At 40.2% G+C, this 23333-nt stretch carries 19 protein-coding genes; 12 read left to right on the forward strand and 7 right to left on the reverse strand.

Annotated features, from left to right (window positions below; all coding sequences use genetic code 11):
• Positions 1–191: 191 nt before the first annotated feature.
• The gene (locus N9I19_RS20215) at positions 192–446 is read right to left on the reverse strand and encodes a GlsB/YeaQ/YmgE family stress response membrane protein (protein ID WP_176432049.1); all 255 of its coding nucleotides are present in this window, start codon (positions 444–446) and stop codon (positions 192–194) included.
• A gap of 490 nt (positions 447–936) precedes the next feature.
• Entirely contained in the window at positions 937–1767 is an 831-nt protein-coding gene (locus N9I19_RS20220) for an aldo/keto reductase (RefSeq protein WP_317778803.1), read from the reverse strand.
• 396 nt (positions 1768–2163) lie between these two features.
• Here N9I19_RS20220 and N9I19_RS20225 point away from each other — a divergent pair, with 396 nt between their 5' ends.
• The 6 genes from N9I19_RS20225 (at position 2164) to ald (ending at position 8641) form a co-directional block, all read left to right on the forward strand.
• Entirely contained in the window at positions 2164–3162 is a 999-nt protein-coding gene (locus N9I19_RS20225) for an inorganic phosphate transporter (RefSeq protein WP_061461860.1), read from the forward strand.
• Positions 3163–3391: 229 nt separating this feature from the next.
• A complete protein-coding gene (locus N9I19_RS20230) occupies positions 3392–4012 on the forward strand; it encodes a DUF47 domain-containing protein (protein ID WP_061461859.1) in 621 nt (206 codons plus the stop codon).
• A 15-nt stretch (positions 4013–4027) separates the two neighbouring features.
• Positions 4028–5026, forward strand: a complete 999-nt coding sequence (locus N9I19_RS20235; RefSeq protein ID WP_061461858.1) for an inorganic phosphate transporter — start codon at positions 4028–4030, stop codon at positions 5024–5026.
• A 154-nt stretch (positions 5027–5180) separates the two neighbouring features.
• Positions 5181–6440, forward strand: coding sequence for a PucR family transcriptional regulator (locus tag N9I19_RS20240; protein ID WP_317778804.1), 1260 nt, complete (start codon positions 5181–5183; stop codon positions 6438–6440).
• Between the two features lie 48 nt (positions 6441–6488).
• Entirely contained in the window at positions 6489–7310 is an 822-nt protein-coding gene (locus tag N9I19_RS20245) for an EcsC family protein (protein ID WP_317778805.1), read from the forward strand.
• 197 nt (positions 7311–7507) lie between these two features.
• On the forward strand, positions 7508–8641 hold the full coding sequence (gene ald / locus N9I19_RS20250; RefSeq protein ID WP_061461855.1) for an alanine dehydrogenase: 1134 nt from the start codon (positions 7508–7510) through the stop codon (positions 8639–8641).
• A gap of 246 nt (positions 8642–8887) precedes the next feature.
• On the opposite strand, the gene N9I19_RS20255 is transcribed toward ald, so the two are convergent.
• A complete protein-coding gene (locus tag N9I19_RS20255) occupies positions 8888–10255 on the reverse strand; it encodes an FAD-binding oxidoreductase (RefSeq protein WP_317778806.1) in 1368 nt (455 codons plus the stop codon).
• 86 nt (positions 10256–10341) lie between these two features.
• A complete protein-coding gene (gene proC / locus N9I19_RS20260; RefSeq protein WP_289320926.1) occupies positions 10342–11148 on the reverse strand; it encodes a pyrroline-5-carboxylate reductase in 807 nt (268 codons plus the stop codon).
• 257 nt (positions 11149–11405) lie between these two features.
• Here proC and N9I19_RS20265 point away from each other — a divergent pair, with 257 nt between their 5' ends.
• From N9I19_RS20265 to N9I19_RS20285, 5 genes are all read left to right on the forward strand, one after another.
• Complete coding sequence (locus N9I19_RS20265) at positions 11406–12971, forward strand: MDR family MFS transporter (protein WP_317778807.1); 1566 nt, start codon at positions 11406–11408, stop codon at positions 12969–12971.
• 116 nt (positions 12972–13087) lie between these two features.
• Complete coding sequence (locus N9I19_RS20270; protein WP_317778808.1) at positions 13088–13702, forward strand: DNA-3-methyladenine glycosylase; 615 nt, start codon at positions 13088–13090, stop codon at positions 13700–13702.
• A 560-nt stretch (positions 13703–14262) separates the two neighbouring features.
• Positions 14263–15144 carry a permease gene (locus N9I19_RS20275; protein ID WP_411730652.1) on the forward strand — a complete coding sequence of 294 codons (882 nt, stop codon included), beginning with the start codon at positions 14263–14265 and terminating at the stop codon, positions 15142–15144.
• Positions 15145–15158: 14 nt separating this feature from the next.
• Positions 15159–15995 (forward strand): TIGR03943 family putative permease subunit, encoded by an 837-nt coding sequence (locus N9I19_RS20280; RefSeq protein ID WP_317778809.1) that lies wholly within the window; start codon positions 15159–15161, stop codon positions 15993–15995.
• 384 nt (positions 15996–16379) lie between these two features.
• Positions 16380–17570: a C40 family peptidase gene (locus N9I19_RS20285; protein WP_317778810.1), complete on the forward strand. Its 1191-nt coding sequence runs from the start codon at positions 16380–16382 to the stop codon at positions 17568–17570.
• A 178-nt stretch (positions 17571–17748) separates the two neighbouring features.
• Here the strand turns inward: N9I19_RS20285 and N9I19_RS20290 are convergent, their stop codons facing one another.
• Positions 17749–19422: an alpha-keto acid decarboxylase family protein gene (locus tag N9I19_RS20290; protein ID WP_317778811.1), complete on the reverse strand. Its 1674-nt coding sequence runs from the start codon at positions 19420–19422 to the stop codon at positions 17749–17751.
• Positions 19423–19803: 381 nt separating this feature from the next.
• Between N9I19_RS20290 and N9I19_RS20295 the strand changes: the two genes are divergently transcribed.
• Positions 19804–21207 carry a sigma-54 interaction domain-containing protein gene (locus N9I19_RS20295; RefSeq protein WP_061461846.1) on the forward strand — a complete coding sequence of 468 codons (1404 nt, stop codon included), beginning with the start codon at positions 19804–19806 and terminating at the stop codon, positions 21205–21207.
• A 68-nt stretch (positions 21208–21275) separates the two neighbouring features.
• Here N9I19_RS20295 and cobT read toward each other — a convergent pair whose 3' ends face one another.
• Positions 21276–22322, reverse strand: coding sequence for a nicotinate-nucleotide--dimethylbenzimidazole phosphoribosyltransferase (gene cobT / locus N9I19_RS20300; protein ID WP_317778812.1), 1047 nt, complete (start codon positions 22320–22322; stop codon positions 21276–21278).
• 134 nt (positions 22323–22456) lie between these two features.
• On the reverse strand, positions 22457–23005 hold the full coding sequence (lepB, locus tag N9I19_RS20305) for a signal peptidase I (RefSeq protein ID WP_289320932.1): 549 nt from the start codon (positions 23003–23005) through the stop codon (positions 22457–22459).
• Positions 23006–23333: the final 328 nt, after the last annotated feature.

Here is a 23333-nt window from a genome sequence, read left to right on the forward strand (position 1 = left end):
AGGCGAAAATTCAAAGGGAATTTCAAAAGGGGTTCAGAATTTTTTAATTCCGAACCCCTTTTGTCTACAAACTGAAACACCGTTCCATTGGAACGGTGTTTTTCATTTCAGTTTAATCTGTATCATAGACTAAATCATAAAGGTTAACTTTAAAAAAATAGCTGGCCACCTGGGCCAGCTTTATTTTGTATTTAAGATGCTTTTCTCATGCCTTTTAAGATAAGGCTTAAGATGAAAACAAATACGATTGCACCAATCAATGCTGGAACGATAGCGAAATCTGCTACTGTAGGTCCCCAGTGCCCAAGAATTAATGAACCTAACCATGCACCAACAAAACCAGCGATAATGTTGCCGATAATTCCAAATGGTACATCACGTCCAACGATCAGACCTGCTAACCAACCAATGATACCTCCGATAATTAATGACCATAAAAATCCCATAATATATTTCCTCCTTCAAATTAGTTAATTTTTAATATCTACAGCAGACTTCAAGAAATCTCATCACTTCCATATTGTCATGCCCTTTTTTCAGTTCTTTTAACTTTTACATTCAAATGGTATAATGCCGATTACGCACAATATCTAATGAATGTGAATGTGTTAGTTATAAGGTAGTGTTAGCTAGCTATAGCCCTTGAGGAACTGATTGGACAATCCTCAATGTGTTAGTGAATTTTTTCTTTTTGTTTGCCGCTGTACTCATTATTTTCCCCGTTTAATTAAACTAAAACCTGATTTTTTTAAAAAATATTTGGTAACGAAAACAGGAGTATTACACCTGAAGAACGGGTATATAATATGTTTTTAACTTTGTCACTTAGTTAGTATAAGCAGTAACTGTCTCAAATATGTTCATTAAGAAAAAAGAAAAAAGATGCCCCTTATCGGGACACCCTCCTTTCATTTGCACATTCTTGCAGTACGTTCTTTAGAACAAAAGTTCATCTGGATTGCTTCCGAACCGCTCATTTTTATTCAAGGCATCTATTTGATTCATTTCGTTAAGGCTTAATGAAAAGTCAAATACCTGTGCATTTTCCTCTATACGGGACGGCGTAATCGATTTAGGTATTACGACGAGATCATTTTGCAAATGCCATCTAATTAACACTTGTGCTGAACTTTTCCCATGCTTCTTCGCTATATGATTAATTGTCGGCTCTTCCAAAAGATTTCCTCTGCCTAGGGGGCTCCATGATTCTACCTTGATTTCATGTTTTGCACAGTACTCACGAATTTCGACTTGAGTCAAAAGTGGATGTAATTCAATTTGATTGACGACCGGTTTCACTTCACTGTTTGCAAGTAAATTTTCCAAATGATGAACATGGAAATTACTTACACCGATTGATTTCACTTTTCCATCCTTATAAAGCTTTTCCAGTGCCTTCCAGGTTTCCAGATACTTATCTTTACCCGGCCAATGGATCAAGTATAAATCCAAATATTCCAAGCCAAGACGATTTAAACTATCATCAAATGCCTTGAGTGTCGATTCGTATCCTTGCTCCGTATTCCACACTTTAGATGTAATGAACAATTTTTCACGAGGCACACCGCACTCCCGAATCGCCTGTCCAACTCCTTCTTCATTTCCATAAATGGCTGCCGTATCAATTGCACAATATCCTACTTCGATCGCTTTCTTGACGGACTCAACGGTTTCATTGCCGTTTTTAACTTTAAATACACCGAAGCCCAACTGTGGCATTTGGACTCCATTATGTAAAGTGATCATTTCCCCAATATTTGTAATCATTCAGTCATTCCCCCTTTACTTTTATTTACCAATTATACATCGACCCACCTTCTATTTCTAACCAAAAGCCTCTGGATTAAACGGGTTTCTAAAATGAAAATGAACTCCTAAATATCCATTCATATATAACAAAATGAACAATTTCCTATTTAATCCTTCACCAAATTAAATATTTTGTAAAAAAATGACGAAACCTCTATCCTTATAGATATGAAATTCGTTACAATTGAATAGTTGATTTTAAACCAAGTAAAAAAGAAGGTGCCATCTTTAAAGAATAATCAAACGTAAAACTTCCATTCTAATTAGTGAGGAGTCGCAAGCTGTCTTGCGCCAATTTATTGGCCACAATCCATAGTTACATTACATACTTGAAATTAAGGGAGTCTTCCATGTATGAATAGCATATTCATCTTAACCGCGCTAATTATTATTTTTGCTTTGGTCTTTGACTTTATCAATGGTTTCCATGATACGGCTAACGCCATCGCTACAGCTGTATCGACCAAGGCTCTAAAACCACGTCATGCAATCATCATGGCTGCGGTCATGAATTTATTAGGAGCGCTGACGTTTACTGGTGTAGCGCATACCATTACGAAGGATATCGTTGATCCCTTCACATTAAACAATGGCTCTTATGTTATCCTTGCTGCTCTTCTTTCGGCAATAACATGGAATTTAATCACTTGGTATTTTGGCATTCCAAGCAGTTCATCCCATGCAATCATTGGTTCAATTGCGGGAGCTGCCATAGTGGCAAGTGGCTTCGATGCAATTAAATGGAGTGGATTCACTAAAATCGTCCAGGCATTGATTCTATCCCCCATCCTTGCCTTTACGCTTGGATTCATTGTATACAGTATCTTCAAGGTTGTATTCAAAAATAATAATTTAGGAAAAACCAATAAGCGATTCAGGAGAATACAAATTCTCACGGCCGCCATCCAGTCTTATACACATGGAACGAATGATGCTCAAAAATCCATGGGTATCATCACGATGGCTTTGATCGCTAACGGATATGCCTCTACCTCTGAAGTTCCCTTCTGGGTACAATTATCCTGCGCAATAGCCATGGCGCTTGGTACATCAATCGGGGGTTGGAAAATCATCAAAACGGTTGGCGGTAAAATCATGAAAATACGGCCGGTAAATGGAGTTGCTGCAGATATAACTGGTGCAGGCATCATTTTTGGTGCCACCTTCCTGCATATGCCGGTCAGTACGACACATGTCATTTCCTCTTCCATACTTGGGGTCGGTTCTGCACACCGCATTAAAGGGGTAAAATGGGGAACAGCTAAAAGCATGTTGATCACTTGGTTCATCACCTTGCCGATTTCCGCTTCATTAGCTGGAATTATTTATTATTTCATTGCTTTATTTTTATAAAATCTTGAGTCTTTCCATATCGGAAAGGCTTTTTTCTACGCTTGCAAGTGTAACTGTTTCCCATTTTTTACTTATCCTTGTTTTTGTATGTAAAGTTTTATTAAGATTTTGTAAATTTTCGTCGAAAAACCTTCCCTGAAACTACATGAATTCGTTACAATCAATTTGTTAATACTAAGCGTACGACTAAAAGTGCGCAAATTCGCATGACTAATTGGGAGGCTTTAACATGGCTTTTAAATCAAAAAAAGACAAATTCGCAGTAATGCTTTTCAACATCGCTCAAAACCTTAAAGAAGGTGCTGACTATTTCGCAGATTATAAACTGAAAAACATCTCCGATCTAAAAGTATTTTCAGATACGATGAAAGACTATGAGCATAAAGGCGATTCAATGGTTCATAACGTGATTAAAGAGCTGAACAATGCCTTCATCACTCCTATCGAGCGCGAGGATATCCTTGAATTAACCATGAGAATGGATGATGTCATAGACGGTTTGGAACACTGTGCCGCATTATTCGAAATGTACTCAATTGTCAATGCAGATGAGTATATGCTTAAGTTTGTGGATGCAATCAAAGAGTGTACATATGAGATTGAAATAGCTGTCGATACACTTTCCACAAAAAAATTGCCAATGATTCGTGAAAATGCAATCAAAATTAAAGATCTTGAATCCGTTTGTGACGGAATCCAACGTCAATCGATCAAAAACTTGTTTACCGTAGAAAAAGATCCAATCAGGATCATTCAATATAAAGAAATTTACGAAAGCCTTGAAGACATCGCCGATCACTGTCAAGCAGTGGCCAATACTCTTGAAACAATCATAATGAAAAACGCCTAAGGAGTACCCCAATAAATGGATACTTTATTAATTTTAACAATATTAATCGTTTTCTTTGCTTTAGCATTTGACTTCATCAATGGTTTCCATGATACAGCCAATGCAATAGCGACTGCTGTTTCAACAAAGGCCATGAAGCCTCGGCATGCCATCATCATGGCGGCCATCATGAATTTCGTCGGAGCCATGACATTTACTGGAGTGGCGAAGACAATAACGAAGGATATCGTGGATCCGTTCACGCTTCCGAATGGTTCATATGTAATATTGGCAGCTCTGCTCGCCGCAATCATATGGAATCTTCTTACCTGGTATTACGGAATACCAAGCAGTTCCTCCCACGCATTGATCGGTTCGATTGCAGGTGCTGCAATTGCTGCAGCAGGATTCGCAGGCATTAAATGGGAAGGATTCTTGAAAATTCTTCAAGCTTTGATCTTCTCCCCGTTAATTGCTTTTGCAATCGGGTTTATCGTTTACAGCATCTTTAAAGTCGTCTTTAAAAACAATAACCTGACAAAAACAAACCAAAGGTTCCGTACTATACAGATTGCTACTGCAGCACTTCAATCGTATACCCACGGAACGAACGACGCTCAAAAAGCGATGGGTATCATCACGATGGCCCTTATCGCAAATGGTTATGCAACAAGTTCAGAAATCCCCTTCTGGGTTCAATTTTCCTGTGCGGTAGCAATGGGACTTGGAACTTCCGTTGGCGGATGGAAAATCATTAAAACCGTAGGCGGCAAAATTATGAAGATCCGTCCGGTCAATGGTGTTGCTGCGGATCTAACCGGAGCCTTTATCATTTTCGGCGCGACCATAATACACATGCCAGTCAGTACCACCCATGTCATTTCATCTTCAATCCTTGGAGTTGGATCGGCCCATCGTGTAAAGGGCGTAAAATGGGGAACGGCTAAAAGAATGATCATCACTTGGTTCATTACCATTCCCATCTCGGCAACATTAGCAGGTTTGATTTATCTTTTGATTAATTTCCTATTCTAATGTAAAAAAATCCCTTCCGGTTCACATCGGTAGGGATTTTTTGTTTTCATCAAAAAAAGCATCTTGTAATTTAAGGATTTATCTATGCTTATTCATAAGAAATCGTATAAAATTCAAGGAGAAGGAATTTTTTTAAGCGAGGGGCAAAATAAATATGAAGGAATTCGAAAAAAATAGAGATATTTTTAAAGACCTTTATGGAGATATGATGGAGTTTGCCGATAGAATCAGTTCTGTTTTAGGTTGCCCCATTACAATCGAGGACGGTAACCACCGCTTACTTGCATATAGCACACATGATGATACTACGGATCAGGCTCGTATAATGACCATTATCGGAAGACGTGTACCTGAAAAGGTCATCAACAGTTTATGGAAAGATGGTTTCATCCCAGCTTTATTGAAAGAAGATGCACCCATTAAAATAGGGGCCATCAATGATGTTGGTCTTGGTAACAGGGCTGCAGTTTCCATTCGGAAAAATAATGAAGTCCTTGGCTTCATTTGGGCCTTGGAAGTCAATGAACCTTTCTCCGAAGAAGATATGAAATTCCTGCAATTCGCTGCCAAGGAAGCGAAAAACCAATTACAGCAATTGCAATTGAAAAAGAAAAGGAAAGAAGCTGGGCATCAAGAATTCCTTTGGCGCATGTTGACTGGACACTACCAAGAAGAATCTGAAATAAATGAAAATTTCACGAAATTCTCCATCCATGTTCCCGTGGTTTTTTCCATTTTAGTATTCGAATTTCCTAAAGAGATCAATCGCGAAGTGGAACGCTACATTTCATACATGTTAACGACTACGCAAAAGATAAACAGTTCCTTATTTGCCATTGACCATAACAAGCTCATTCTTTTCGCAGGAGCCAACCAGGAAAACAGCCCTTCTTTTTCTGCATCTATATATGATTTCATTCCTTTTTTCATACTGGAAATGAAACGGCGTTTCGGTGTTGAGCATATCCTTGGAACGGCTGGCAATATGTATAAAAACTTAATGGATGTTAAATCAAGTTACGAAGAAGCACAATACACCATGAAAATGAAGAATATTTTCCCTGATGACATGAAGCTCATTTTACATTATGAAGAACTTGGCATGTTTCAAATGATTGAAGCGCTCGCAAGCAACAAACAGCGTCATGTTCATCCTTCCATATTGAAGCTAAAAGCATACGACATGAAAAACCAGACGGAATTGCTGCAGACACTCACTGTCTACCTAGAGAAAGACTGCAACCCAAATGAAGCTTCTAGAAATCTTCATATCCATGTGAATACATTGAATTACCGATTAAAACGAATCTCAGAAGTGGGAAACATCCGGTTAAAAGATCCCATTCAAAAAATGTCCCTGTTTCTTAACATAAAACTTAAACAATATGATGAATTTTTCAAGAAAAATCAATGATATATTCCTTGATATGGAATACTAGAAGTGTGATGAAAGGTTGATCATATGAAACTTGAAACAAAAGAAGAACTTGAAAAAGAATTAAAGATCATAGAAAAATGGGAAAAGGATCAGAAAGGGCTATGGTTTTGGGAACGGATTGGGCGAATCCCCTTCAAACTATTGGACAAATTGACACCGGATTTCATTCAGAAAAAATTGGGTGTCATGCTTGATGAAATCGGCAGCTACATTCAGAACGGTGGAAAATATCTAACGAAAGAAGCTCATATTCTAAGTAAGCTAAGGGCCAAGAATCCCGAGGTGAATATTACTGCCCTGGAAGATGTTTCAGGCATCCCCCTCCATACCATGGATAGCGTTAGTCAAGAAATTAAAAATTCAGGCAGCAAATTGGCAACGGTTCAAGGCGCCACTACCGGTATTGGTGGAATCTTCACCATAGCTATCGACATCCCCCTTCTTCTCGGTATGTCGATCAAAACACTTCAGGATATCGCCATCACTTATGGCTTCAATCCCAGTGACCGCCAAGAGCGTATTTTCATAGTCAAATGTCTGCAGTTCACGACTTCGGATGTTGTCGGCAAAAAGGTCCTATTAAATGAATTGTCGAAAATGAACCTGCCTGATTCAGAAACAAAAAGGGAAATAGCATCCGAGCTGCAAGGATGGCGAGAAGTCGTTTATACATACCGTGATCAGTTTGGCTGGAAAAAGCTTCTGCAAATGGTTCCGGTTGCTGGAATTATCTTTGGTGCCCTGACCAATCGTTCCATGATTGCCGATATGGCCGATACGGGAATCATGCTTTATAAGAAAAGACGGATTTTAGAGCGCATTCAAGAGCCTATAGCAAAGAATTAGAATTCAGCGTTTATCTTCACACGTTTATGATATGAATCAAGTGCCTTGGTCCTGGTAAGTCCATCTATATTGAAACTGCATTTGTGGAATTCCACAAATACACCTATTTCATTTTTCTGATTTCCACATACTAACTGTTTCTTTTTCCAACTATACTTGAGATACAAATAGTAAAACATATTATTGGAGGGATTAAGATGAGAATAGGAATTCCAAAAGAGATTAAAAACAATGAAAACCGTGTAGCTATCACTCCAGCTGGGGTTGTAGCATTAGTCAATGCGGGGCATGAAGTATTAATCGAAATGAACGCAGGTCTAGGAAGCAGTTTTACAAATGAATCATACCAAGAGGCTGGCGCAGTTATAGTCGAGGACGCTGCAAGCGTTTGGTCAAGCACAGAAATGATCATGAAAGTAAAAGAACCTATCTCATCTGAATATAAATATTTCCGAAAGGATTTAATCCTTTTCACATATTTGCATCTTGCGGCTGAACCGGCACTAGCTCAGGCCCTAAAAGAAAGCGGTGTCTTGGCCATTGCTTATGAAACAGTTGCAGTGAACCGCACACTTCCTTTACTGACACCAATGAGTGAAGTGGCTGGACGCATGGCTGCACAAATCGGTGCTCAGTTCCTTGAAAAAAATAACGGTGGCAAAGGAATTCTCTTAAGCGGAGTTCCTGGAGTGAAACGTGGTAAAGTCGCTGTTGTCGGCGGAGGTATGGTTGGAACGAATGCAGCTAAAATCGCTATTGGATTAGGCGCAGATGTTACCATTCTTGACTTAAGCCCTGACCGCCTTCGTCAACTTGATGATATTTTCGGAAATGAACTGACTACACTCATCTCCAATCCTTATAATATTGCAGAAGCAGTCAAAGATGCTGATTTAGTAATCGGTGCTGTATTGATTCCAGGTGCTAAAGCTCCTAAACTCGTTACAGAAGAAATGGTTAAATCGATGTCCCCAGGTTCAGTCATTGTCGATGTTGCAATCGATCAAGGCGGTATCTTTGAAACGGTTGACCACATAACAACACATGATAACCCTACTTATGTTAAACATGGAGTAGTGCATTACGCAGTAGCGAATATGCCAGGAGCGGTGCCACAAACCTCTACAGTTGCTTTAACTAACGTAACAGTACCATTTGCACTGCAAATCGCAAACAAAGGCGCAATCAAGGCGATCCTTGAAAATGACGCACTTGCAAAAGGCGTCAACGTGGCAAACGGTGAAATCACGTTCGAAGCAGTTGCAACAGACCTAGGCTACAATTACGTAAGTGTTGAAAACGCCTTAAACCCAAATAACATTAACGCTTAATAAAAAATAAGAGTCCAGACACACATCGTGTCTGGACTCTTATTTTTTTGGACGGGAATCCCCTTGAAGATGTCCCTTTTCGTACAAACTTTTAATAAGTTGGATTTTCTTTCGTTTCGGTCAAATTATCGTGAAGGTCGGATTATTATTCGCTTCGGGCGAATTATTCGGATGATGGTCGGATTTTCCTGCCCTTTCACAAATAAGGATTAGTATTATACTAATCTACCATAATAGACTATTTCTCTAATCCGCGAAAATTTTCCCAGGATTCATTATTCCTTTAGGGTCCAATGCCTGTTTGATGGTTTTCATCACTTCGTAAGCTGCGCCATGTTCCCTTCGCTGATACTTTGATTTTCCAAGGCCGACCCCATGTTCACCAGTACATGTACCGCCTTTCGTTAAAGCATATTCAACGATTTCTTCATTTAATCTCTTCGCTTCATTAACTTCCTCAGGATTATTTAGATCAATCATGAACAACACATGATAATTCCCGTCACCTACATGTCCTACAATCGCTCCCTCCACGTTTGATTGTTCGACTTTCTCCCTTGTATCCAATATGGCATTCGATAATTCATTAAGTGGCACACTTACGTCGGTCACCATCAGTTTCTTTCCCGGGGCACTGTGAATGAATGCGTACGCGAGATTATGGCGGGCTTCCCATAAAGCATTCCGTGCTTTTGAATCCGTTTCAAACTGGATATCCCCACTTCCAAAATCACTTACGATTTCCTTGGCAAACTTGATGTCCTGTTCCATTCCGGCAAAATTACCATGAAACTCCAGGAATAAAGTTGGTTTGACCTCATAGGATTTGTCCATGAATTGATTAACTTTTTTTATGGACTCGGCATCAACCAATTCAATTCGTGCAATCGGGATTCCAGCAAGCATGATTCCATTAACCGCAGATACGGCCTGTTCCACGGTTGGAAATGAAGCTCTTCCTGCCATGGTGACTTCAGGAATGCCGTATACCTTTAATGTCAGTTCAGTAAATACACCTAGCGTACCTTCAGAGCCGACAAACAGGCCATTCAAATGAATGCCTGAAGATGATTTTGTCGCTAAACTTCCGGTATGGATCACTTCACCGTTTGCTAAAACCACTTCCAAATCCCTGACTTGATCGCGCATAATCCCATATTTGACCGAGGTCGTCCCACTTGCATTCGTAGCTGCCATCCCTCCCATTGTTGCATCGGCGCCAGGATCGACGGAAAAGAACAAACCGTATTTTTTTAATTCTTTATTGAGGCGCGTCCTTGTCACACCTGGTTGGACCTTCACAAGGAAATCATTTTCCCTGATGTCCAAAATTTGATTCATCAAGGACAAATCCAGGGAAATCCCCCCTTTGACCGGAACGACATGCCCCTCCAAACTTGATCCTAATCCAAATGGAATGACCGGTATTCCATGCTCATTCGCATACCGCACGACTGCACTGACTTCCGCAGTATCTCTTGGGTATATGACCATATCCGGTAAATGCGGAGAATGATATGATTCGTCATGGCTGTGCTGTTCCAATAAAGTCTCATTCACCGTTACTTGTTCTTCCGTCAGTACCTTCCTTAGATCCTCTATATAGCCATTCATTCTGCATCCCCCTCTTTTTTCACTAAACATTCAGATAATAATATACATAAAAGGAGATTGCCCGCTTGGAGGCAATCCATCCTTCCTTACTTGCCGAACCCTTTCGTTTTATCCGTGCAGGCTTTCATTGCTTGTAAAATGCTGGATCTAAACTGATTCCTCTCTAAAGACGCTACTGCGGATATCGTTGAACCACCCGGGGTGCAGACATCATCCTTTAATGAGGCTGGATGTCTTTCCGTTTCAAGTACCATTTTAGCAGCTCCCATTACAGCTTGTGCTGCCATTCGGTATGCTTGTTTCCTTGGTATGCCATCACGGACCCCTCCATCTGCTAGTGCTTCGATGAACATGTATACATAAGCAGGTGAAGAACCGCTGATGGCTGGTACTGCATCCATCAAATCTTCATGCAGGATTTCCGTTTTGCCGAAGCTATTCAGCAGTGCAGTCACATCCTCTATATCAGCACCCGTAATTTCATCATTAATGCTCATAGCCGTCATGCCTTCACCGACAAGCGAAGGGGTGTTTGGCATCGTGCGGACAACCTTCACTCTTTTCCCGAAGATATTCTCAACTAGGGATATAGTGATTCCAGCTGCCATTGTAATGATCACAGCATCATCTTTCACATGGTTCTTCACTTCTTCAAGCACCTGCTTATGCATGGAAGGTTGAATCCCTAGAAACAGAAAATCAGCAAACCCGGCAACCTCTTTATTCTCCAAGGTTCCTTTAACCTTATATTTCGTGGTGATTTTAGTTTTAGTTTCGACACTCGCTGTACTGACCATGATTCCATCAGGGGAAATGACCTCTGCATGCAACATACCCTCAAGCATTGCTTCCCCCATTTTACCGCATCCAATAAACCCGATTTTTTTATTCATATCTTACACTTCCAATCATAAGTTCATATATTCCTTATTATATCGGATATAGTAAATGGAAACACCTTGTGTATATTAATCAGGAAGGATTTAGTGGTTTCTGGTCGAATTACTCCTTTACCTTAAAAAACTCACTCCTTCATGAAACATTTTTTGCGAAAAAAAAACGTTGACTAATTGGTCACTTCAGTTTTATAATTTTGACCTACCAGTCACAACCTAATAAAGGAATATAGATTAAGGAATGGAGAAATAGTATGCAAATTGAGAAAAAAGTGGTTAATACCAAGCTTGTCTTAGCAGGATTGATCATTGGAATGTTTTTCAGTTCATTGGAACAGACGATTGTCGGGACGGCAATGCCGACGATAATCGGGCAATTGAATGGTTTTACCATCTTTGCATGGGTAACGACTGCATATTTAATAGCCTCAACGACAGTTGTACCGATTGTTGGAAAGCTATCTGACTTATATGGCAGACGTTCCCTTTATCTGCTTGGTACGATTATTTTTACGATCGGTTCGTTTTTATGTGCCACTGCCACTTCGATGGAGCAATTGATCCTCTACAGGGGTCTGCAGGGAATCGGCGGCGGAATGATCATGCCCTTGTCCCAAACGATAATCGGCGATATATTCTCTGCGGAACAAAGGGCCAAATGGCAGGGTGTATTTGGAGCCCTTTTTGGTTTAAGTTCTGTCATTGGTCCTTTTCTGGGCGGAATGATCGTTGACCATATCAGCTGGCATTGGATCTTTTTGATCAATGTACCGACGGGCTTACTATCTGCCATATTGATTTATGTCGGGTTGAAACATGAAGGCATACGCAAATCAGAGAAAGTGAATATCGATTATCTAGGCATTTTCACCTTGATTCCTGGTATTGTCCTCTTACTGCTAGGCTTGACTTTTGGTGGTGATAAGTTCGAATGGGTATCACTGGAGTCTCTCTTGATTTTCGGCAGCACCATTGTCTTCATTACCCTATTCATCTTTTTTGAAAGAAAAGCAGTTGAACCGATTCTTGATTTATCCCTTTTTAAAAATAGAGTATTTGCCACCACAAGTATTTTGGGCTTCCTGCTGGGCCTCGGGATGTTCGGGGCAATCATGTTCGTCCCGCTGTTCATGCAAGGGATTCTTGGAGTTTCACCAACAAAAGCAGGGTCGACAATGACTCCGATGATGATCGGTTTGATTCTTTCCAGCGTCGTTGGCGGGCGGTTACTGTTGAAATTCCGTTTTCGAACAGTGCTTACCTATGGAATGGCCATTGCGACGCTAGGCTTCTTCCTAATGAGTACGATGGACGGCAGTACGACCATTTTCACTGCGTACTCATTCATGGCTATCCTTGGGATCGGCATGGGTCTTGTCATGCCGACATTGATGATTGCCGTTCAAAATGAATTTCCAAAATCACAGCTAGGGTCGGTTACAGCGGCTTCGACCTTCTTCCGATCAATAGGAGGAACGATGGGCATCACGGTTTTGAATGCCGTCATGAATCATAATCTCCAGCAAAATATGGATGATGCGGTCGTAAGCCAAAAGAACCCTGTATTGCATGAGGCATTGAAAGCACTAGCCGATAAAACGGATAAGTTATTCAACATCATGCTTTATCCTGAAAACCTTAAAATGCCGGCGGAAGTCAGTAATATCCTTATAAAAACGATTGAAAATGCTTGGATCGGTGCATTTTCCAGTGTTTTCGTCACAGGTATCTTTTTTGTTTCCGCCGGAATATTAGTGGCACTTTCCGTGGGTTCGGGCCGAATAAAAAGAGATCAAGAAACCGAAAAGGAAATAGGTTAAAAATATGCTCTGGACCGGCTGATTATATCAGCCGGCCTTTTTAATTCCCGCATTCCTATGTTTCTTTTTCATCGATAAGGGAAATTTACCTGTAAGAGACTAAATGGAGTGATACTATGAACAAGATAAACCATTCAATTTTGCCTGCGGATTTTTATAATCAGCCTACGCTTGAACTGGCAAAATCCCTGCTTGGCTGCCTGATTGTAAAAGAAACTGCGGATGGAACCGCTTCTGGATTCATTGTTGAAACAGAGGCTTATATGGGACCGGTGGACAGGGCCGCACATAGTTTTGGAAATAGAAGGACTAAACGGACGGAAGTGATGTTCGGTGAGTCCGGTTTAATTTATACATACGTCATGCACACACATACACTGGTCAATGTTGTAAGCGGCGGGCCTGAAAATCCGGAGGCCATTTTGATTCGCGCTTTGGAACCCTATTCAGGGCTTGAGTTAATGCAGGAAAGACGCGGAATAGCCGATATACGTAAATGGACGGATGGACCTGGAAAGCTAACCAAGGCGCTTGGCATCACCATGGCTGATTATGGTCGGTCCTTTACTAATCCTCCTCTATATCTTGCTGCCGGAAAGCAACCCGAACACATTTCTAGCGGGCCCCGCGTCGGAATTGATAACACCGGGGAAGCAAAAGATTATCCGTGGCGTTTTTGGGTTACCGACAATCCGTTTATCTCTCGCAAGAACCTAATTAAAAAAGGATGACAGGGAAAATCACGGTGATGAAATCTCCTCTAAGTGAACGGTGAAAAAGTCTACAGGTATTCTGTGGATGTTTCACAAACACTTTGTGGGGATTTTTTTCTTTGTCCATAAGAAATAACTGCTTAGTAAAAGACAATCTAAATTACCAAGAAGATAGTAATTTCCACCAGTCCGGGAGTTCTTTCCCAGACTGACTGATTAATGGGCGGCGGGGAAAGGCGAAAAAATAATGGACTCCGCATCTCGAAGTCCATTTCAAAAAGTCGTGGACAAAAGCACTGTGAATGTATGTAGAGTCCATCGAAGACACAAGGAACAAAGTGTTAGTTGAAGTAATTACTAATCCTTCTTTTATTAGTGACAACTAATAACTTGTCACAATTCCGTCTCCTATATCCCTTTCTTTTCTTCTTTCAAAATAACTCGTTACATTACAATCAAATCCACTTACAATTTTTACCTAAACGTTCAACTTCCAGCCTATTACATTAGTAATAATTAATTGACTTCCTTCTATTACGAATCTAATATAGTTAAGTCAGCAACATGGAAGGTGGTTTATGATGAACGTTCAGGCCCTTTTGCAAATGAATACAATTTTTATTAGTATCCTAATTGAATCCCTTCCCTTCATTCTACTGGGAGTCCTTATATCTGGAATCATCCAAATGTTTGTGTCAGAAGAGATGATTGCAAGGATTATACCGAAAAATCCAATCTTATCAGTTCTATTCGCAATAGGTGCAGGGGTCTTTTTTCTTGCATGTGAGTGCGGGATCGTCCCGATTACCCGCCGTTTGATTGCTAAAGGGGTTCCTCTTTCTGCGGCCATTGCCTTTATGCTTTCTGCTCCTATTCTGAATCCGATCGTCCTGTTTTCCACCTATATTGCGTTTGGTAATAGCTGGAGCATGGTTTTCTATCGTGGTGGAATTGCATTGGTGGTCGTCTTGATCATTGCATGCATCCTATCTTTTCAATTTAAGACAAATCAGCTTAAACAGGAACATATCGAACATACACATCACAATAAACATACATTTAAAGACAAGATAACGGGGATGTTTAAACACTCGATTGAAGAGTTCTTTTCTGTTGGAAAGTACCTAATCATTGGTGCACTTCTGGCAGCTGCCATTCAAACCTTTTTGAAAACATCCCTATTGCTAGAAATTGGTCAAGGCAAATTACCCGGGAATGTAGTCATGATGGCTTTGTCTTATGTCATGTCCTTGTGTTCCCAAGCCGACGCATTTGTTGCAAGTTCTTTTAGAAGTACCTTCTCGCCCTCTTCACTAGTTGCTTTTCTTGTATTTGGGGCCATGTTTGATATTAAAAATACGATCATGCTTTTAGGTACATTCAAAACAAAATTTGTTTTATGTTTGATGGCTTATATATTTATTTCCGTCCTTGGTTTAACTTTATTGTTTATTTCTTAAAGAGGGTGTTTTATATGGGAAGATTATTCATATTACTTGGACTTACATTTTTATTCATGCATCTACACGCCTCAGGGAATATATCGAAATACATTAATATGGAATATTCTTATGTTTCACAGATTGCTATCTATATACTGGCTATGTTCACTTTAATGGGATCTTATATATATATCAAAGAAGGAAATCAAGAAGAGTCTGAGGATTGTCAGTGCGGGCATGATCACTCCCAGGAAAACAAGAAATGGAAAAAAAACCTTACTTACACGCTATTTTTAATTCCCATTTTAACCGGCCTCTTTTTGCCTGTTGCCACAATGGACTCCAATATCGTAGAAAAAAAAGGATTTCATTTCCCCGTGTATGATGACACAGATGAATATAGCCAGCATCAATTTCTGCAGCCGGATACGAGTCTTTATTATGGCAAGGATGATTATTTAACTTTAATGGATCACTCGCTCAAAAGCTTGGCTGATCGTGATAGTCTTCATTTAACCGACAAAAACTATCTTACCGATTTAGAAGCCATCTATTACTCCCCTGGAAAGTTCGCCGGCAAACAAATAACGTTAACCGGATTTTCGTACAATTCAGATGAGCTAGCCAAAAACCAGGTATTCCTGTTTCGTTTTGGGGTCATTCACTGTGTCGCAGACTCTGGGGTATTCGGTATGCTGATCGAATTTCCTGAAGGAATGCATCCTAAAAATGATGAGTGGTATTCCGTGACGGGTGAATTGGAATCCATTTATTATCAGCCATTTAAAAAAACCATTCCTATACTCAAAGTATCATCACATAGCAAAATCGTTGAACCTGATGATCCCTACGTTTATAGACAATATTAAAAAATTAATCAAGGAAAGGTAAGGATATGTATTCTTACCTTTCTTTTTAATTACCCGACCCAAAACCTCCATTTTATGTAATGAATTTCAAGGAGACTTGTTATCCATTTCTACGGCCAAACCCTGTATTTTTGAAACTATCTTTGAACCATCCCAACCTACTTTCTGCAATTAATATAATCTGAATGTGCCCTATTTCATTGCACTTGAATCCCACTCGAGGTGACCAGACCACATTTACCTGTAACAGGATAACCTGAAAAAGGCGAATTTCATTTATTTTCTGAATGAATTTTTTTTTATATTGTCATGTTTTTTATATTTCATAGCCTTATAATATAAATGCTACATATTTTTTTACCACATCAGGAGGAACTTTCCTAAATGAACAATTCGAAAAGCTCTTTTATTCTTGCAGGAACTATAATAGGTACCCTTGTGGCAGGAAATTCTGCTTATGCTGGTTCTTATCAAGTCAAATCAGGGGACACCCTTGATAAAATTTCTAAAGCTAATAATACAACTGTCCAAGAGTTAAAATCTCAAAACCATTTGACCAGTGCCCTTATTTTTCCCGGCCAGGTCTTGAAGGTCAATAGCCTTAACATGCAAACGGATAAAAATATAGACAAAACCGGAAAATATGTGGTTAAACTGGGGGATACTTTATCTAAAATTGCTAAAAAATATAACCTTTCCCTTAGTGCCTTGCTTAAATCAAACCCTAATATTTCCAATTCGGATCGTATTTATATTGGACAATCCATCCGTGTTTCCGGACAAGCTCCTGCATCTAGCTCTAAGGCTAAAAACAGTAATTCAAGTGATACATACACAGTCAAATCAGGGGACACCCTGGGAAAAATCGCCAGAGTCAATAATATGACTATCCAACAATTAAAGTCTGAAAACCGTTTGACTAGCACTCTTATTTTTCCCGGTCAAGTTTTGAAGGTTAATACCCTTAACAACTATACGAACAATAGTAAAAATACAACAGAAACTTATGTGGTTAAACTAGGGGATTCCTTATCGACCATCGCTAACAGATATAACCTTTCCCTTAGTGCCTTACTTAAAATAAACCCTAATATTTCTAATTCAGATCGTATTCGTATAGGCCAATCCATCCGTGTTTCCGGGAAAGCATCAGTATCTTCATCTGCATCTAAAAAACCGCCAAAATTGACTTATTCTTCCAAAGCGGATCAAGTTTTGGCTGCCGGCGCAAGATACCTAGGAGCTAAGTATGTTTACGGTGCGAGCACTTCACGTACTGACATATTTGATTGCTCTTCATTCACATTAAGAGCTTTCCAAAATGCAGGTATTTCCTTGCCTCGAAATTCAGTGGCACAATCACAGGCTGGTACGGCTGTATCTCTGAAAGCCCTTCAAAAAGGGGATTTAGTATTTTTCGATACCAATAATGATGGTGTAATTAATCATGTAGGAATTTATGCCGGAAACGGTCAAATGCTGAATGCTTCCACATCTAAAGGTGTATCCTACGCTAACATTAACAATTCTTACTGGGGACCTAGTTTTGTAAAGGCTGTCCGTGTTATTAATTAAATGATGGCAATAACAATTGTTGGCTAAATATTCTCTTAAAAAAATTTTATAACAAATGGAAAAAGCGTGTTTTGATAAAAAGATCAAACACGCTTTTTCGCATGATAATGATCCAACATTTTACATTATCAATATTCCCATTAAAAAAAGGCCTTCTCCGATAGAAGGCCTATAGGTATTAATTTTGTTTTTCTTGCGTCTCAAGATACTGCCTTATTTTATTAAGATACTCTGGTCCATCCATTTGATCTTTCACGATCATTTCTATAAGGGAAAGTTTTTCGGCGTTCATTTCCTGAGCCTTCTTGATGGCATCATCCAGTTCTCCATTCGTCCTGACTCTCGCAGTGAAGGCCTCCTCGCCAAATGCTTCAGCTAGCTTTGTATATTCCCACTCTGGTATCTCGTTATATTCCTGTTTTTCTATATCGACTTTTACGTTTAAGAATTTTTCTATCGTATAGCCGTTATTGTTGAGGATGAACACGATGGGTTTGCAGCCGTTCTCCAACATCGAGCTTATTTCCTGTGCTGTCAGCTGTATCGAGCCGTCACCAGTAAACAAAAGTACACGACGGTTTCTATCCGCTATACAAGCCCCAAAAGCAGCGGGTGTCGCATAACCAATACTCTGCCAGCCTCCCTGAGCTATATAGGTCGCCCCTTTTGGCAGTCTAACCTGTGACATACCATAATAGAATGTTCCTGTTTCAGTGACCACAATGTCATGTTCCTTCAACATTTGCTGAATTCGAGGATAATAAGAGGCCGCTTCCAGTGGTGCTGTTGGGTCTCCGACCATTGTGTCATACGGAAACGAGGTTGTTCCAACAGATTCCTTCTGCCGGTAGCCAATTTCTTTGAGAGCATTTAGAACATCTTCACCATTGACATTCATATAGCTGGCAACTCCCACTTTTAAGGAGTCAGGTTGAACCTCTATCATTTTCAGCGGATTAAGCTTTGCTGTACCTTTGGATGTATTGACGTCTGACCAAACAGCACCTACTGCAATGATACAATCCGCTTCCTCAACGGCCTGAGCTACCTCCTTACTTCCAAAAGCTCCGCCGTATACACCAATATAAAGGGGATGACTCTCATCAAACACGCTTTTCCCCTGCATTAACGAAGCGACTGGAACATTTAACTGCTCAGCCAGTTGCTGCACGGATCCTTGCAAGTTATAACGAAGTGTTTTCATATCTACAAGCAGGACTGCTTTTTTTACATCCTCTAACATTTTCCTTATATGCTCCACTGCTGACTGCAATGCATCGTCATTCGTTTTGGTCCTATTTTGGGAAGGTTCGGTGTGGGAAATCACCGGTTTTGTAATGAGATCGATGGCCACTACCAAATAAACGGGCTTTTTCTTTTCCTTCGCAATTCTGATCGCTTCCGGTATCTCCCTACCCGCGTTTTCTGGTGTAAGAATCGCCGTATAACTGGTGATATGCTCATAAACCTTACGGAAAACATCAAAATCTCCATCCATTAACGTATGATGGGCAAGCTCTTTCTCCTTTTGGATCATGGACTTTGGTGAGCCGACAATATGAATGAGCGGCACATTTTCACTGTACGCACCAGCGACTGCATTGCATGCACTCATCTCACCAACGCCAAAGGTGGTGATAAGTGCCGACATGCCCTTCACCCGGGCATAGGCGTCCGCAGCGTATCCGGCATTGAGTTCATTTCGTCCATTTATGAACTCAATCCCATCGTAATCTTCCAAAGTATCTAGCAATGAAAAATTATAGTCTCCGGGTACACCAAAAATCTCTGTAATGCCCTCTGCTTTTAAGCAGTCGTATAAATATTGTCCCAAGGTTCTGTTTCCAGCCAAGTCAATCACTCCTTCAATTGATTCATCTCTACTTTATTAATACCCAAACATAAGTAGGTTAACCGTATAAGTATCCATATAAATAAGAGCTGCCTTCGCTAACCTATTAATCTATTTTGAACTTTGAGGATATTGTCCTGGAATGGTGTGGAAATCTTTAACCACTCAAAGGGAAGAGGATGCTTTTAAAGGTGTTGAAGAAAATTCATTATTCCCAACCATTCCAAAAACGAACTGCTACCTCGGAGCTACTGCCTACTATAAAAATGCGGATTTCAAAAAAAACGATTCAATTCCAAATCAAAGAATCTGAAAATTCTTGATTTCACCTCTAATTTTGATTTATATTTGAATCAACCGAAAAAGCGGACAAGGGGGAAAATGATGAGTGAAAACAATGTGAAAAGAGTTTTGGAAACCATCATCAGCACATCGAATAATAATATTACCGTGACTGATGAAAAGGGATTCATTTTATTTACGAATCCTAACCATTGGTGGATTTATGGAATTGAACCCGACCATTATCTTGGAAAATCCGTATATCAGCTCGAAACGGAAGGAATACTTACGCCTTCAATATCTGCCATGGTATTGAAAGAGAAAACACCTGTTCAAATCATGCAGCATACGAAGACGGGAAAGATCGTCATGTCGACTGCCTATCCCATCTTTGATGATGATGGTGAATTGATTCGGGTCGTCAGTTATGCCCAAGATCAAACTGAAATCAGAAACCTCCAGGACCAGTACGGTCAATTGGAGAAAAAGATTCAAGAATATCAATCGGAGGTCGAGGAACTGAGGGAACAGGAGGAGCTGATCTATCGCAGCAAGGAAATGCGGCAAATCGCCAAAACGATACTCCGTGTTTCCAAAACGGATGCCACTGTCATGCTTCTTGGGGAATCGGGGGTGGGCAAGAGCGTTTTCGCCCGCCGGCTACATAATCAGAGTTACCGCAGCAAAGAGCCATTCATCGAAGTCAACTGCAGTACCATTCCAGAAAGTCTCTTTGAATCTGAAATGTTTGGATACGAAGCGGGATCCTTCACCGGTGCGCAAAAGCATGGTAAGCAAGGGCTGATTGAACAGGCAGACAATGGAACCTTATTTCTGGATGAAATCGGGGAGCTCCCCCTGGATATGCAAGTGAAATTATTAAATGTCCTACAGGAGAAGACTTTTAAAAGGGTGGGCGGAAAAAAAGAGCATAAGATAGATTTCCGGCTTGTAACCGCAACGAATCAAAACCTTGAGGAAATGGTCGAAAAGGGCACATTCAGGCTCGATTTGTATTACCGCTTAAATGTGATTCCCGTCCATATACCGCCTTTACGGGAAAGAAAAGAAGATATTGCCATCTTAATCAATCATAATCTCGAAATCATCAACAAGAAATACAAAACAGATAAGAAGTTGCATCCTTCCACTTACGAAATCCTGATTCAGCATAAATGGTCAGGGAACGTGCGTGAATTGGAAAATCTGATTGAACGGCTCATTCTGACCTCGGAAGACTCTATCATTTTCCCAGGCTTCCTCCCTTCCCATTTCCATGGACAAGTATCTTTGGAGAAAAAAGATGATACCTTAATGATCGACCAAATGATGGTTGAGGATCGTGATCTCAAAACCGCTCTTGAACAAGTGGAAAAATGGATGATGATGAAAGCAAGTAAACAATGTAAATCCACATATGAAATGGCAAAATTCTTAGGTATAAGCCAGCCTTCAGTCGTTAGGAAAATGAAGAAATATAAAGGTCAATTACCCATTACGTAAAAGTAAACTAAAAGAATATTTCACTGCAATCTAATAGGAGACCTTCACATGAAGGTCTCTTATTTCTCTTATTTATTTGACACGCCTGCCGAGTCAAATGTTGCCATTTCTTTAAGGACCAATGTCGCTGCCTTTAGGATCGGGTATGCCACTGCGGCCCCTGTTCCTTCTCCGATTCTCATTCCTATATCGAGGATCGGCTCCTTACCAAGCAATTCTATGGCTGTTCTATGACCTGGTTCAGCCGATCGATGTCCAACAAACATATAATCTGCTGCATGTTCAGAAATGAGGTTGGCCAATACAGCGGCCGTGGTTGTAATGAAACCATCAACAAGAATGGGTATACGGTTATTCGCTGCAGCGATCATGGCCCCTGCCATACCTGCAATTTCGTATCCACCGATTTTCATCAAAATATCGATTGGATCATCAGGACTAGGTTTTCTTAACGAAATCGCTTTTTCAATTATTCTTTGCTTATGTAAAATGCCTTCAGACTTCAAACCTGTTCCCTGTCCCACTAGCAATTCGGATCTTTTCCCGCTTACGACGGAAATGATGGCGGAACTGGATGTCGTATTTCCGATTCCCATTTCACCAAGAATCATGCAGTTCACTCCACGGGCAATCATTTTCTGTGCACGATCATATCCAATTTCAAGCGCTTGAAGTGCTTCTTCCTTTGTCATCGCATCTTCTTTATAAAAGTTTCTAGTTCCACGGCGGACTTTTCTCGAAGTTAATTCCGGAGCCTCGATATCTGCATCGATCCCTATATCGACAATGTCCAAGTAAGCATCTATCGCACGGCTGAGTACATTGATGGCGGCTCCATCATTCAGGAAATTGAGTGCCATTTGTTCCGTCACTTCTTTTGGATATGCCGACACCCCTTCTTCCGTAATTCCGTGGTCGGCTGCAAACACGATAACACCCGGTTTAGAAATGTCCGGAAAGGCCTCTCCTGTCATCTTGGCCAATTCGATTATCCATTCCTCAAGTCGTCCTAAGCTTCCCTGAGGAACCGTCAGTGAATCGACATGGCCTTTTACCTGCCGTCCCATATCTTCATCCAGCATCGGGATGGAATTGGCGGCTAACCCATTCGTCATATTAAAAACCTCCATAATCCAAAATGAAAAACCTTAACCATCGGAAAAGGTTCTTATCTATCATTTTCTATAATTACAACTTAGTCAATATAATTATCCTCTAAACTTTAACATGTGTACACACTAAGATCCCTTTACTTCGGGACCCCTATTTCATTTAATGGATAGATGCGAAATTCCACTTTGCCCACAAGTGATTCCTCTGAAATAAAACCAAATCTTCTTCCATCCCAACTTTTCCTGCGATTGTCCCCCATGACAAATAAGTGACCAACAGGTACCTTGGATTTCCCAAGTAAATCATTCAGGGTGAAATTCTCCGTCAGATTTTCTTCAGGTGGAATTTCCTCTTTTTTCGTTTTCAAATATGGTTCTGTATACTCTATTCCATTAATAAACAGCATATCATCCTTCATTTCGATACTGTCACCTGGTAAACCGATCACCCTTTTTATATACTTCGCATCTGCGTCCGGTGCATTAAATACAACCATATCGAAACGTTCTGGCTTTCCGATTTTAGTTACCACGATCCGGTCATCGTTTTCATAAGTCGGCTCCATTGATTTACCCTTGACGGTAACTGGCGTAAATAAAAACTGTTGGCAAATAAACACGATCATAAAAGCGAATAAGATAGATTTCAACCAAGAGAACACTTCAGTTTTCATATCATTCTTCATAGCGACTCCCTCCCATCTATTGTGAACGGCTAACATTTGAAACCAATGCATGCAGCGTCAAGACCAATTTTTTAGCTCTGTTACTCCCTTAATGCTGAGTTTTGCCGGTCGGTGTTCAGAGGAGATATTCTAAAAGAAATATCTGGAAAAATTGTAACATATCCATTTATCGCTTGCGAGAATTAATCATTTTTATTATCGGGGGCGCAAAGCAAATCTAAAAATATATCGAAAAAAGGATAGCGAATTTCGAGGCTGCTGAAAAACTCACGTTTTTCTAACTAGTACGGTAAATCAAACTAAAAAAAAGACAATTCTCATTCGATAC

Origin of the sequence: Peribacillus sp. CSMR9, from assembly GCF_033141925.1 — a bacterium.
Taxonomy (GTDB): Bacteria; Bacillota; Bacilli; order Bacillales; family DSM-1321; genus Peribacillus; species Peribacillus simplex_A.